The organism is Lacinutrix gracilariae, assembly GCF_042684485.1.
Taxonomy (GTDB): domain Bacteria; phylum Bacteroidota; class Bacteroidia; order Flavobacteriales; family Flavobacteriaceae; genus Oceanihabitans; species Oceanihabitans gracilariae.
Window position 1 is genome coordinate 1,487,248 of the sequence record NZ_JBHULM010000011.1, and the last position, 13,237, is coordinate 1,500,484.

Below are 13,237 nucleotides of genomic sequence, written 5' to 3' on the forward strand. Positions count from 1 at the left end.
AACTTTCATTGTGCATAAAGGTTTCTTTTAAAGTTAATTAAAATGAAACTCATAAAGGTTTCCTCCTGTATCATGTGCTTTTTCATCCGTAATATATAGCGTTGTTGCATCCTTAAAGCAAATGCTTTCTTTTTGCGAAATATGCTCAAAAGGAAACTCTTTAATAGTGCCATTAAAAAAATCATCTCCTTCAAAATTAGTGAAAAGCAACACGGCTTTCTGGCTTAATAGTACCATTGTTTTTTTATCAGGACTAATGTCTGCAGAGGTTATCCAGCAATGAGATTCTGTACAGCTATTAAAAGAACCTAAAAGCTGCGCTTCATGATTACCTGCTTCTTCTGGAATTTTGTAAACACTTGTCTTGCCAAAATCTCCTTTTACACGACTTTTAGTAAATAAGTATAAATTTTTATTGAAGTAAAAGAAAGCTTCGCAGTCAAAATAAAGCTGTTTCTTTTTTGGTGGAAATTTTTTTTGATCGGGATAACTAAATGATATACGTTCTACCTTAACAGTAGCATCACTTGTTAAGCTAGAAGCCTGTATTTTTAAAATGGTTAAATTTTTACGTTTACTATCATTATTACCAAAATCACCAATATAAAGATTGCCTTGGTCATCACTTGTTAAGTCTTCCCAGTCATGGTTTTTGGCATCGATTTTTAATTCTTTTTTAATTTTTCCTTTGGCATCAAGCCCAAAAAGTTTGGGTTTGTTACCACTGTCATTTACCATCCAAATAAGATCAGAATCGATGGCTATTTCGGTTCCAGAAACTTCATTTACATCTGCAGGCAAATCGGTAATATTTACAATGTTTTTTGTGGTACAGCTTCCGTAAAAAAATAATATTAGGATAAGGAATTTATTCAAAGCAGTTTTCATTTATTAATGCTAAATTTACGTGGTTTTTAAAAAGTATGAAACAAAAAGACGTTATTATTATAGGAGGTGGAGCTGCAGGTTTTTTTGCGGCAATTAATATTGCGGTTCAAAACCCAAAATTATCTATTGCTATACTTGAAAAAGGAAAAGAAGGTTTGCAAAAGGTTAAAATTTCTGGAGGAGGACGCTGTAATGTTACACATGCAGAGTTTATTCCTCAAGAATTGGTGCATAATTACCCAAGAGGAGAAAAAGAATTACTTGGTCCTTTTCATCAATTTATGACAGGTGATACTATTGCTTGGTTTGAAGAACGAGGTGTTGCTTTAAAGATAGAAGAAGATGGACGCATGTTTCCAGAATCTAATACCTCACAAACCATTATAGATTGTTTTTTAAACGAAACTAAAAAGCATCAGGTAGAAGTGCTGTATAGCCAAACAGTAAAAGCGATTGAAAAAGAGGAAGCTGGTTGGAGTATTATTACGCAATCGGAAGAATTCACAGCAAAAAAAATACTGGTAGCAACAGGAAGTAGCCCAAAAATGTGGAAGCTGCTTGAAAAACTACAGCATAAGGTAATACAACCTGTACCTTCGTTATTTACTTTTAACTGTAAAGATAAACGTATAAAAAATATTCCTGGAGTAGTAGCTCAAAATGTTGAAGTACAGGTTTTAGGAACATCTTTGTTTTCAGAAGGTCCGTTACTAATTACTCATGTTGGTTTTAGTGCTCCTGCAATTTTAAAACTCTCTGCTTTTGGTGCTTTAGAGCTTGCTAAACTGGATTATAATTTTACTATTGAAGTTAATTTTATTAAACAAACGGTTCTAGATGCTTTAGATGTTTTAAAGAATTTAAAATTAGACCTTGCAAAAAAAACGGTTTTAAAAGCCCCACAGTTTGATTTGCCAAAACGTTTATGGCAACAGCTAGTACTAGCATCAAAAATTCAAGATGAAACCCGTTGGGCAGATTTAAATAAAACACAGCTAGAAGAACTTGCAGCACAATTAACCAAAGCACAGTTTGTAATAGAAGGTAAGAGTACCTTTAAAGACGAATTTGTAACTGCAGGAGGAATAGATTTAAAAGAAATTAACTTTAAAACCTTTGAAAGTAAACTGCATGAAAACCTATATTTTGCTGGTGAAGTTATTAATGTAGACGCTATAACAGGAGGTTTTAATTTTCAAAATGCATGGACAGGAGCCTATATTGCTTCGCAACACATTTCTAAATAATATGTATACGTATGTAGCTTTGCTAAGAGGAATTAATGTTGGTGGACATAAAAAAGTACCTATGGCTACTTTACGTGAACGGTTAACAAAAGCAGGTTTTAAAAACGTGCAAACCTATATACAAAGCGGAAATGTAGTTTTACAGTCTTCAGAAAAAAACACAAAAACTATTGAAGCAATTATTGGTAAAACCATACTGTCTTATTTTCAATTTGAAGTTGCTGTGTTAGTAAAAACAAAACAAGAACTCGATACTATTTTTAAGGATTGCCCTTTTGAAAATGAAAAAAAAGAGGCAAGTTACTTTTTATTACTTCAAGAAACACCAGATAAAGATTTGGTAGCATTAGCTTCTAAAAAAGAATATAAAAACGAAGAATATAAAATAATAAACAACTGCATCTATTTTTATAATGAAGCTGGTTACGGAAAATCGAAATTCAATGCTAATTATTTTGAACGCGCATTAAAAACACCTGCAACAGCAAGAAATTATAGAACCATGAAAAAACTAATAGATTTAATTACATAAAACGTAATTACTCATACTTTACAGCATTCCAACAGGCTTCAATAGTTTGGTCTATTTGTTTTTCGCTCATTGGTAATTCTTCCTTGATTTTTAATTTTACAGCAGATGAAATAATACCATAACATAAATTGGTAATTAATACCTCGTCAATGTTTTTTAGTTTTTTTGTTTGCACACCTTGCGTACAGAAGTCTACCACTTCTGCATAAAACGGTTTTGATTTTTTAGCAATTTCAGGTGTAATAAGAGGTGGAACACCAACATATTCTACAAAATAAAATGCTAAGGGATTACTTAAAAAGTAGTTGTACAAATTACGCCACATGGTTGAAAACTGTGTTTTGTAATCGTCGGCAGGTTTAATGTTTGTTAGCATCACAGTACCGAAATCTTTATAAATCATCAAGAAAATTTTTTCAATAATCTGCTGTTTGTTTTTAAAGTAATGGTAAATAGTACCCACAGCAACATTAGCTTCTCTGGCAACTTGAGACATAGGTGTTGCGTGAAAGCCTTGTTTTACTACAAGTTCTAGAGTAGTTAAAATAATACGTTGTTCTTTTTCCATTCGTATTTTTAATTATGCAATACTAATAGTATCAAAAATAGTGAATAATAGAATGGATTTATAAACTATCTTTGCTAAAATTTTATTTTAATGACAAAAGAAGCAACCTTTTTATCTACTTTACAAAATAATAATATACAATCAGGTACCTATACTTGGTCATCACCAAGCAATATAGCCCTTGTTAAATATTGGGGGAAAAAGGAAAATCAAATTCCTGAAAATGCATCTATTAGTTTCACGCTAGATGCCTGTAAAACAATAACTAGTTTAGGTTTTAATAGAAAGGAAGATGATAATCAGTTTTCTTTTGATGTAATTTTTGAAGGAAAAAAGAATTCTGATTTTAAACCTAAAATTGAAACTTTTTTTAAGCGTATTGAAGCGTATTTACCTTTTTTAAAAGACTATCATTTTACTATTGAAACGCAAAACACTTTTCCGCATAGCTCAGGAATTGCATCTTCTGCTTCTGGTATGAGTGCTTTGGCGCTTTGTTTAATGAGTATAGAAAAGCAAATGAATCCAGATATTACTCCAGAATATTTTAATCAAAAAGCTTCTTTTTTAGCTCGATTAGGTTCTGGTAGTGCTTGCAGAAGTATTGAAGGCGATTTAATTGTTTGGGGAAACCATGAACATATTGAAGGTAGTTCTAATCTTTTCGCAATAAAATATCCGTATGCTGTTCACGATAATTTTAAAAATTACCAAGACACTATTCTGTTGGTAGATAAAGGCGAAAAGCAAGTAAGTAGTACTGTTGGTCATAATTTAATGCATAACCATCCTTTTGCAAAACAACGTTTTGATCAAGCAAGTGAAAACATGACAAAGCTTATGTCTGTTTTTAAAACTGGAGACTTACAAGAATTTATAGATATAGTAGAAAGCGAAGCGCTAACGCTACATGCTATGATGATGACGAGTATGCCTTATTTTATTTTAATGAAACCTAATACGCTAAAAATAATTAATGCTATTTGGGCATTTAGAAAACAATCTAGTCTGCATATTAGCTTTACATTAGATGCTGGAGCAAATGTTCATGTACTATATCCAGAGGCAGAAAAAGCAAAATGCATTGAATTTATTAAAAATGAATTAGTTGCGTATTGCCAAAATGGACATTATATTTGCGACACGATTGGCTTTGGTGCTAAACCAAACTAATATAAATTGCGTATATTTGGTATAAGTTACTGTAAACGATAATACTACTAGCTGAAAATATTTATGAAAGGACCTCTTTTTTACTCAAAAATTTTACTGTTTGGTGAATACGGAATCATTAAAGATTCTAAAGGATTATCTATTCCTTATAGTTTTTATAATGGAGCATTAAAAAAGGATGAAAATCCTTCTGAAGAAGCGATAAACTCTAACGCAAGTTTAAAAAACTTTGTATTGCATTTAAAACAAATGAATGAAGAGGTGGTAGCTTTTAACTTAGAAGCATTACAAAAAGATGTAGATGCTGGTATGTACTTTGATTCTTCTATACCTCAAGGATATGGTGTTGGTAGTTCTGGTGCATTAGTTGCAGCTATTTATGATAAATATGCTAAAAATAAAATAACCGTTTTAGAAAATTTAACACGAGAAAAACTACTAAAATTAAAAAGTGTTTTTTCTCAAATGGAATCCTTTTTTCATGGTAAATCTTCTGGTTTAGATCCTTTAAATAGCTATTTAAGTATTCCTATTTTAATACATTCTAAAGATAATATTGAAGCAACAGGAATTCCTTCGCAAACTACAGATGGCAAAGGAGCTGTGTTTTTATTAGATAGCGGAATTATAGGAGAAACGGCTCCAATGGTTAGCATTTTTATGGAAAACATGAAACAAGAAGGTTTTCGTAGTATGCTAAAAGACCAATTTATAAAACATACAGATGCTTGTGTAGACGATTTTTTAAAAGGAGATATAAAATCTTTATTTAAAAATACCAAGCAACTATCTAAAGTAGTTTTAAACAACTTTAAACCTATGATACCAAACCAGTTTCATGAACTTTGGAAAAAAGGAATTGATACCAATGAGTACTACTTAAAACTTTGCGGTTCTGGTGGTGGAGGCTATATTTTAGGCTTTACAGAAAATTTTGAAAAAGCAAAACAATCGCTTAAAGCGTATAAGCTAGAAGTAGTTTATAACTTCTAAAGTTCGCTTAACTCTTAAAGAATCATTAGATTTGCTTTAAGTGCCTTTTTTTAGATTCTCATTAATCCTTTTATGCTAACCCGAAAACAAAAACACATATTATTAAAGTTTTTTAGCATGTTTTCTGTGGTACGAGGATACAATATTTTAATTGTAGTACTCGCACAATATTTAGCATCCATTTATATTTTAGCTCATGATAAAACGCTTCGCGAAGTTGTTTTAGATATAAATCTACTAATGCTGGTTTTGGCTTCTGCAGCAACCATTGCAGGAGGTTATATCATTAATAATTTTTATGATTCTGAAAAAGATCTAATCAATAGACCTCAAAAATCTATGTTAGATAAATTGGTGAGTCAAAATACCAAACTATCCTTTTATTTTGTGCTTAATTTTCTAGCTGTAATTATGGCTAGTGCAGTTTCGTTTAAAGCTGTATTGTTCTTTTCGGTGTATATTTTTGCTATTTGGTTTTATTCGCATAAACTTAAAAAAACACCAATTATAGGTAATATTACTTCTGCTATATTAACTATTACGCCTTTTTTTGCCATTTTTATGTATTACAAAAATTTTGAACATGTGATTTTTGTTCATGCAGCATTTTTGTTTTTAATAGTTTCTATGCGAGAATTAGTAAAAGATTTAGAAAACATAAAAGGAGATCTAGCATTAAACTATAAAACCATACCAATTGTTTATGGTGAAAAAGCATCTAAAATAATGCTTACCATTTTAAGTGTTTTAACATTGGTTCCTGCATATTTATTAATAAACACATATCCTGTAGGTAAAATGGTTTATTTCTTCTATTTAAGTGCTGTTTTATTAGTAGTATTCTTGGTGTTACTTTTTAAATCAAATACAAAAACACAATACTTAATCCTGCATAATATTTTAAAATTTATAATTGTATCAGGTGTTTTTAGCATTTTACTAATAGATGTAAATCTACTTTTAAACAAGTTAGTTATATTATAAATTTAGGAGCTTACCTCTTGGTGAAACTGCGTAGCTATGCGTTTGTAAGTGTTTTAGAGTGTAGTAAAAGCGTTGCTTATTCTTATATTTTAAAAAAAAGAAATCAGCACAATTACTCATACAGTATAGTACTACTATTAAAAATAAGAAGCCAACAATCATAAATCATAATATATACTATATCTTTGCAGCTTTAAAGTAATATATTTAAGAGCAATGAGTAAGCAAAGAGAAAATAAAAGCAAAGGAAAGCCTTCAGGACGTGGACACAATAATACGCGTAACCAGAGTCAAGCAAGAGGAAATGCTCCAATAAAAAAGAAAGCAGTGTCTAAAAAAGCATCAGACTCAGACCAAATTCGTCTTAACAAATACGTAGCAAATTCAGGAATTTGTTCTCGTAGAGATGCAGATATGCATATAGCAACTGGGCTAGTTTCTGTAAACGGAAAGATAGTTACAGAAATGGGTTACAAAGTAAAGCTAGAAGATGAGGTTCGTTTTGATGGAGCAAGAATCAATCCAGAAAAGAAAGCCTACGTTTTACTAAATAAACCAAAAGGTTTTGCTACTACTACAAGTGAAGGTAAAGGACGTACAGTTATGGATTTAGTTGCAAATGCAACAAATTCAAGAATAAAGCCAATTGGTAGATTAGGTAGAAATAGTAAAGGATTATTGTTTTTTACCAATGATGATTTGGTAGCAAAAAAATTCACCAACTCTAAAAATGGTGTTCCTCGTTTATTTCAAATAGAATTAGATAAAAACCTGAAAGCAGAAGACCTTAAAAAAATTAGAGAAGGCTTTAGAGTAGAAGGTAAACTTATTACTGTAGAAGAAGTGAGTTATATTGATGGAGTTTCTAAAAAAGAAATAGGACTTAAAATTAAAAATACAGGGAATACTATTATTCGTACTATTTTTGATTATTTAAACTATGATGTAGTTAGTGTAGATTGTGTTGCAATTGGGCATCTTACTAAAAAAGATATTCCTCGTGGTCACTGGAAACACTTAACAGAACAAGAAATAAATACCTTAAAAATGTTATAAGTTTTTTTTTAATAACAATTACAATATTTATTAAAGTCGCCAAATAGAGATATTTGGCGACTTTCTTTTTATTTAGACACATAGCTAATTTAGTACAGGATTAAGCTAGTTTTTCTTGTGTTTTAAATCTGTTTCTTGATGCCTTTGGTTGCACTTTGTAAAAAGTATTGTATACCAAAAAGGAATTATTGAAACCAACTTTTTTCTTCAAAAAGAGCCGTTAAAATATCTTTCAAAAAAAAATAAAAATCTTTTAAAAAAAAGATTGCAATTCAAAAAAAAGTATTTCATTTGTATTGCATTTAGCTGAACAAATTGAACACTGTTTCTATGTTCGGGCTTTTGGAAATTAGGAAGTCATATTCAAAAGCAGCTTACAGATTAAGCGACCGAATTTTAAAGCTAACTTCCGAGTATTCTTCTATCGTTGCTAGCCAGCATCAATACGGTTTTGTACCTACTACAGAACTAAAAATACAAATCTGATTGCATCATTATTATTTGTTTTAAGCAGCATTTTTGCGCTGTTTCTTATTTAAATTCTAACATTTTTAAAAATAATAATGAACACAAAATACATTGATCTAATTGATCAAACTTTCGATTTTCCTCAAGAAGAATTTACCCTTGAGGCTAATAAACTACGCTTTCATGATATCGACCTAATGCAATTGGTTGAAGAGTATGGAGCACCTTTAAAATTCACCTATTTACCACAAATTTCTAATAACATTCAACGTGCAAAAAAATGGTTTGCAAATGCTATTGAAAAACAAGGTTATAAAGGTAAATACAACTATTGTTACTGTACAAAAAGCTCGCATTTTAAACATATATTAAATGAAGCTTTATCAAATGATATACATATAGAAACCTCTTCGGCTTTTGATATTGATATTGTTGAAAACCTTAAAAAAGAAGGAAAAATAACAAACGATACTTTTGTTATTAGTAATGGGTTTAAGCGTTCGCAGTATGTTACAAATATTGCAAGACTTATTAATGAAGGGCATAAAAACGCTATTCCAATTATTGATAATTATGAAGAAATAGATTTACTTTCTCAAGAAATTGAAGGTAAGTTTAATATAGGAATTCGTATTGCTTCAGAAGAAGAACCAAAGTTTGAATTCTATACTTCTCGTTTAGGAATTGGTTATAAAAACATTGTACCATTTTACAAAAACCAAATAGCTACTAATAAAAAAGTAGAACTTAAAATGCTTCACTTTTTTATAAATACAGGAATTAGAGACAACGCTTACTACTGGAACGAATTGCAAAAGTGTTTAAAGGTATATACAAGCTTGAAAAAGATTTGTCCTACCCTAGATAGTTTAAATATTGGAGGAGGTTTTCCAATAAAAAACTCCCTAGCTTTTGATTTTGATTATGAATATATGGTTGATGAAATCATTAACCAAATAAAAATTACTTGCGAAGAAGGAGGCGTAGAAGTGCCAAATATTTTTACCGAATTTGGAAGTTTTACTGTTGGTGAAAGTGGAGGAGCAATTTATGAGGTATTGTACCAAAAACAACAAAACGATCGTGAAAAATGGAACATGATAAATTCCTCTTTTATTACAACTTTACCAGACACTTGGGCAATTAACAAGCGTTTTATTATGCTGCCATTAAACCGTTGGGAACAAACTTATGAGCGTGTTCTGCTTGGCGGATTAACCTGTGATAGTGATGATTATTACAATAGCGAGCAACATATGAATGCTATTTATTTACCAAAATACAATAAAGATAAACCACTATATATTGGCTTTTTTAATACAGGAGCTTATCAAGAAAGTATTGGTGGATTTGGTGGTTTACAACACTGTTTAATTCCGTCACCAAAACATATATTAATAGATAGAGATGCCGACGGAAAAATCTCTACAAAACTATTTAGTGAACAACAAAAAAGTGAAGACTTACTTAAAATTTTAGGGTATGCAAACTAAAACTTATGCAGGTATTTCGGAAGAATTTTCGAAACTTGAAACATCAAAAATCGTGCTAATTCCTGTGCCTTATGATGGTACAAGCACATGGCAAAAAGGAGCAGATAAAGGTCCAGAAGCATTTTTACATGCTTCAGAAAACATGGAACTTTATGATATTGAAACAGAAACAGAAGTATACCAGCAAGGTGTGTTTTTAGCAGATACTGTTACAGTAAATAGCTCTCCAGAAGCTATGGTAGATGCTGTACATCAAGCAACAAAAAAGTACATTAAAAAGAACAAGTTTGTAACCGTTTTTGGTGGTGAACATTCGGTGTCTATAGGTACTGTTCGCGCTTTTAATGAAATGTATCCAAGTTTAACGGTGTTACAACTAGATGCACATGCAGATTTACGTAAAGAATATCAAGGTTCTGCTTGTAACCACGCTTGTGCTATGTATGAAGCGAGCCAAAACACCAATTTAATTCAAGTTGGTATTCGCTCTATGGATGTGATTGAAAAAACGGTTATGGACCAAGAAAAAACATACTTTGCGCATGAAATGGCATTAGAAGATACTTGGGTAGATACTGCAATTGACCAAATGACAGAAAATGTATTTATTACTATAGATCTTGATGTTTTTGATCCTTCAATCTTACCAAGTACAGGAACACCAGAACCAGGAGGTATGTTGTGGTATGAAACGCTAGATTTTTTAAAGCAAGTATTTGAAGAGAAAAACGTAGTAGGTTTTGATATTGTGGAACTTTGCCCAAATAAAATAGATAAATCTTCCGATTTTCTTGCAGCTAAATTATACTATAAAATGCTTAGCTATAAGTTTCAAAATGAAGATATAGCAGAAGAGTATGACAATGCTTTTGAAGCTACAATAAATAAAAATAACAACACTAAATTTCAAGATGAAGATGCGTACTAAAGGACCAATTTCTCAGTTTATAGAAAAACATTATTTACACTTTAATGCAGCAGCTTTAGTAGATGCAGCAAAAGGGTATGAAGCACAATTAGATGCTGGCGCAAAAATGTTAGTGTCTCTTGCTGGAGCTATGAGTACAGCAGAACTTGGTAAAAGTTTTGCCGAAATGATTCGTCAAGATAAAGTGCAAATTATTTCTTGTACAGGAGCAAACCTAGAAGAAGATATCATGAATTTAGTAGCACATTCACACTACAAACGTGTGCCTAACTATCGTGATTTAACACCTCAAGAGGAATGGGATTTACTTGAAAAAGGATTAAATAGAGTTACAGATACTTGTATTCCAGAAGAAGAAGCTTTTCGTAGACTACAACAACATATTGTAGAAATTTGGAAAGAGGCTGAAGCTAAAGGCGAACGTTATTTGCCACATGAGTATATGTACAAAATGTTATTATCTGGAGTATTAGAGCAATACTATGAAATTGATTTAAAAGACTCTTGGATGTATGCTGCTGCAGAAAAAAACCTGCCTATTGTTTGTCCTGGTTGGGAAGACAGCACCATGGGAAATATATTTGCAAGCTATGTTCTTAAAGGAGAACTAAAAGCAAGTACCATGAAATCTGGTATTGAGTACATGACGTTTTTAGCAGATTGGTATACCGATAATTCAGAAAAGGGCATTGGTTTCTTTCAAATAGGAGGAGGAATAGCTGGTGATTTTCCTATATGTGTGGTACCAATGTTATATCAAGATATGGAACGTACAGATACGCCATTTTGGAGCTATTTTTGTCAGATTAGTGATTCTACTACAAGTTATGGATCGTATTCAGGAGCAGTGCCTAACGAAAAAATTACTTGGGGGAAACTAGATATTGATACTCCAAAATTTATAATTGAAAGTGATGCAACCATCGTTGCTCCATTAATTTTTGCTTATTTGTTAGATCAATAATGGAATCTAATAAAATAGATAATATAGAATTAAAGTACTTAACCGTCAACGACTTTGAAGCGCTTAAAGAAGTCACTTTAGAGTCGTATGGTGGTGTGCTTAATTCGTATTGGAAAAAACACCATATAGAAGAGTTAACTACTATGTTTCCAGAAGGTCAAGTAGTTATCAAAATTGATGGTGACATTGCTGGTTGCGCATTATCGTTAATTGTAGATTATGATGCTATTGAAGATGAGCATACTTATGAAGATATTATAGGAGGAAAATCGTTTAAAAACCATGATCCTGAAGGTGATGTACTCTATGGTATTGAGGTTTTTATTAAACCACAATACAGAGGTTTGCGATTAGGAAGAAGATTGTATGATTATAGAAAAGAAGTCTGCGAAAACTTAAACCTTAAAGGGATTGTTTTTGGTGGAAGAATGCCAAACTTTCATAAACATACCCATTTAACTCCTAAACAATACATTGAAAAAGTAAAGCGTAAAGAAATTCATGATCCAGTTTTAAACTTTCAAATTTCTAACGATTTTCATCCTGTTCGTGTGCTAAAAGGGTATTTAGAAGGCGATACAGCATCTAATGAATATGCTGTTTTAATGGAGTGGGATAATATTTATTATACCAAACCTAATAAAAAAGCAAGTACTGTAAAAACAGTGGTTAGGTTAGGACTCATACAATGGCAAATGCGTCCTTATAAAGGTTTAGAGGATTTAATGGAGCAGGTAGAGTTTTTTATAGATAGTGTTGCTGCTTATCGTTCAGATTTTGCTGTGTTTCCAGAGTTTTTTAATGCGCCATTAATGGCAGAATTTAATCATTTACACGAGCCAGATGCTATTAGAGAGTTAGCAAAATTTACAGCAATTATTGTAAAGAAAATGCACCAACTTTCTATTTCTTATAACATCAATATTATAACAGGTAGTATGCCAGAAGTTGTAGATGATAAACTCTATAATGTAGGTTATTTATGCCGAAGAGATGGAAGCATAGAGCGTTATGAAAAAATACATGTAACTCCAGACGAAGCTAAAGTTTGGGGAATGCAAAAAGGAAATAAATTACAAACCTTTGAAACAGATGCAGGAAAAATAGGCATACTAATTTGTTATGATACCGAGTTTCCAGAACTATCGCGTTTGTTAGCAGAAGAAGGTATGGATATTCTTTTTGTTCCGTTTTTAACAGATACCCAAAATGGTTATTCTCGCGTTCGTTTGTGTGCACAAGCTCGTGCAGTAGAAAATGAATGCTATGTAGCTATTTCAGGAAGTGTTGGTAACCTACCAAATGTAAATAATATGGATATTCAATACGCACAGTCTGCTGTGTTTACACCATGTGATTTTTCATTTCCTAGTAATGGTATTAAAGCAGAAGCTACCACAAATACCGAAATGATTTTGGTAGCAGATGTAGACCTAAGTTTGTTAAAAGAATTGCATTCTTTTGGAGCAGTAAAAAATTTAAAAGATAGACGAAAAGATTTTTACGATGTTGTTAGAATTAACAACAATAAATAATATATTTAAATTATTAAACATTCATTATAAGATTAGATTTTCAATCCTGTTTACCAGCTAAATAGGGTTTTGAAAATGAAAATAAATTTTCAATGGCAAAGAAAAGAGACAACTTAAAAAGAGTAATTGTAGATTTTAAAAAACTAACACCAGAAATTTTAGCTTTATTGGTAGAAAAATATCCCGATGGTTATGATGAAGATCAAGTCATTTCATTTAGAAATATTAAAAATGAAATTGTCGAAGCTGTTGAGGTTACTACTGAAGACACTAAGTATCTAGTAAAAGTAAGTACAAAACTTGCAGTAACTATGGAGAATTATGACGAAGATGATTATGAAGCTTTTGATGAAACAGACCCAAAAGCAATACAAGATCCAGAAATTACAGACGAAGATTTAGATTAAA

The 13,237-nt window shown here is 31.3% G+C and carries 13 protein-coding genes; 11 read left to right on the forward strand and 2 right to left on the reverse strand.

Annotated elements, in window-relative coordinates:
- Positions 1-33: 33 nt before the first annotated feature.
- Positions 34-888 carry a hypothetical protein gene (locus ACFSSB_RS13505; RefSeq protein ID WP_379905138.1) on the reverse strand — a complete coding sequence of 285 codons (855 nt, stop codon included), beginning with the start codon at positions 886-888 and terminating at the stop codon, positions 34-36.
- A 35-nt stretch (positions 889-923) separates the two neighbouring features.
- Between ACFSSB_RS13505 and ACFSSB_RS13510 the strand changes: the two genes are divergently transcribed.
- Entirely contained in the window at positions 924-2,135 is a 1,212-nt protein-coding gene (locus ACFSSB_RS13510) for a BaiN/RdsA family NAD(P)/FAD-dependent oxidoreductase (RefSeq protein ID WP_379905140.1), read from the forward strand.
- A 1-nt stretch (position 2,136) separates the two neighbouring features.
- Complete coding sequence (locus ACFSSB_RS13515) at positions 2,137-2,667, forward strand: DUF1697 domain-containing protein (protein WP_379905142.1); 531 nt, start codon at positions 2,137-2,139, stop codon at positions 2,665-2,667.
- A 7-nt stretch (positions 2,668-2,674) separates the two neighbouring features.
- Here the strand turns inward: ACFSSB_RS13515 and ACFSSB_RS13520 are convergent, their stop codons facing one another.
- Positions 2,675-3,235 carry a TetR/AcrR family transcriptional regulator gene (locus tag ACFSSB_RS13520; RefSeq protein ID WP_379905144.1) on the reverse strand — a complete coding sequence of 187 codons (561 nt, stop codon included), beginning with the start codon at positions 3,233-3,235 and terminating at the stop codon, positions 2,675-2,677.
- Between the two features lie 90 nt (positions 3,236-3,325).
- On the opposite strand from ACFSSB_RS13520, the gene ACFSSB_RS13525 reads away from it, so the two are divergent.
- From ACFSSB_RS13525 to ACFSSB_RS13565, 9 genes are all read left to right on the forward strand, one after another.
- On the forward strand, positions 3,326-4,408 hold the full coding sequence (locus ACFSSB_RS13525) for a diphosphomevalonate/mevalonate 3,5-bisphosphate decarboxylase family protein (protein ID WP_379905146.1): 1,083 nt from the start codon (positions 3,326-3,328) through the stop codon (positions 4,406-4,408).
- A 63-nt stretch (positions 4,409-4,471) separates the two neighbouring features.
- Entirely contained in the window at positions 4,472-5,401 is a 930-nt protein-coding gene (locus tag ACFSSB_RS13530; RefSeq protein WP_379905148.1) for a mevalonate kinase family protein, read from the forward strand.
- 72 nt (positions 5,402-5,473) lie between these two features.
- Positions 5,474-6,385 carry a geranylgeranylglycerol-phosphate geranylgeranyltransferase gene (locus ACFSSB_RS13535; RefSeq protein WP_379905149.1) on the forward strand — a complete coding sequence of 304 codons (912 nt, stop codon included), beginning with the start codon at positions 5,474-5,476 and terminating at the stop codon, positions 6,383-6,385.
- 216 nt (positions 6,386-6,601) lie between these two features.
- On the forward strand, positions 6,602-7,441 hold the full coding sequence (locus tag ACFSSB_RS13540) for a pseudouridine synthase (RefSeq protein ID WP_379905151.1): 840 nt from the start codon (positions 6,602-6,604) through the stop codon (positions 7,439-7,441).
- Positions 7,442-8,004: 563 nt separating this feature from the next.
- Positions 8,005-9,402: an arginine decarboxylase gene (locus tag ACFSSB_RS13545; RefSeq protein WP_379905153.1), complete on the forward strand. Its 1,398-nt coding sequence runs from the start codon at positions 8,005-8,007 to the stop codon at positions 9,400-9,402.
- Positions 9,392-10,330 (forward strand): agmatinase, encoded by a 939-nt coding sequence (gene speB, locus ACFSSB_RS13550; RefSeq protein WP_379905155.1) that lies wholly within the window; start codon positions 9,392-9,394, stop codon positions 10,328-10,330. Before ACFSSB_RS13545 ends, speB begins: the two co-directional genes overlap by 11 nt.
- Positions 10,320-11,294, forward strand: a complete 975-nt coding sequence (locus tag ACFSSB_RS13555) for a deoxyhypusine synthase family protein (RefSeq protein ID WP_379905691.1) — start codon at positions 10,320-10,322, stop codon at positions 11,292-11,294. Before speB ends, ACFSSB_RS13555 begins: the two co-directional genes overlap by 11 nt.
- Positions 11,294-12,829: a bifunctional GNAT family N-acetyltransferase/carbon-nitrogen hydrolase family protein gene (locus ACFSSB_RS13560; RefSeq protein WP_379905157.1), complete on the forward strand. Its 1,536-nt coding sequence runs from the start codon at positions 11,294-11,296 to the stop codon at positions 12,827-12,829. Before ACFSSB_RS13555 ends, ACFSSB_RS13560 begins: the two co-directional genes overlap by 1 nt.
- Positions 12,830-12,921: 92 nt before the next feature.
- Complete coding sequence (locus ACFSSB_RS13565) at positions 12,922-13,236, forward strand: hypothetical protein (protein ID WP_379905159.1); 315 nt, start codon at positions 12,922-12,924, stop codon at positions 13,234-13,236.
- Position 13,237 lies beyond the last annotated feature (1 nt).

Coding starts and splice junctions, on each gene's coding strand:
- ACFSSB_RS13505 (WP_379905138.1), bottom strand. CDS start 888: ATGAAAACTGCTTTGAATAAATTCCTTATCCTAATATTATTTTTTTAC.
- ACFSSB_RS13510 (WP_379905140.1), top strand. CDS start 924: ATGAAACAAAAAGACGTTATTATTATAGGAGGTGGAGCTGCAGGTTTT.
- ACFSSB_RS13515 (WP_379905142.1), top strand. CDS start 2,137: ATGTATACGTATGTAGCTTTGCTAAGAGGAATTAATGTTGGTGGACAT.
- ACFSSB_RS13520 (WP_379905144.1), bottom strand. CDS start 3,235: ATGGAAAAAGAACAACGTATTATTTTAACTACTCTAGAACTTGTAGTA.
- ACFSSB_RS13525 (WP_379905146.1), top strand. CDS start 3,326: ATGACAAAAGAAGCAACCTTTTTATCTACTTTACAAAATAATAATATA.
- ACFSSB_RS13530 (WP_379905148.1), top strand. CDS start 4,472: ATGAAAGGACCTCTTTTTTACTCAAAAATTTTACTGTTTGGTGAATAC.
- ACFSSB_RS13535 (WP_379905149.1), top strand. CDS start 5,474: ATGCTAACCCGAAAACAAAAACACATATTATTAAAGTTTTTTAGCATG.
- ACFSSB_RS13540 (WP_379905151.1), top strand. CDS start 6,602: ATGAGTAAGCAAAGAGAAAATAAAAGCAAAGGAAAGCCTTCAGGACGT.
- ACFSSB_RS13545 (WP_379905153.1), top strand. CDS start 8,005: ATGAACACAAAATACATTGATCTAATTGATCAAACTTTCGATTTTCCT.
- speB (WP_379905155.1), top strand. CDS start 9,392: ATGCAAACTAAAACTTATGCAGGTATTTCGGAAGAATTTTCGAAACTT.
- ACFSSB_RS13555 (WP_379905691.1), top strand. CDS start 10,320: ATGCGTACTAAAGGACCAATTTCTCAGTTTATAGAAAAACATTATTTA.
- ACFSSB_RS13560 (WP_379905157.1), top strand. CDS start 11,294: ATGGAATCTAATAAAATAGATAATATAGAATTAAAGTACTTAACCGTC.
- ACFSSB_RS13565 (WP_379905159.1), top strand. CDS start 12,922: ATGGCAAAGAAAAGAGACAACTTAAAAAGAGTAATTGTAGATTTTAAA.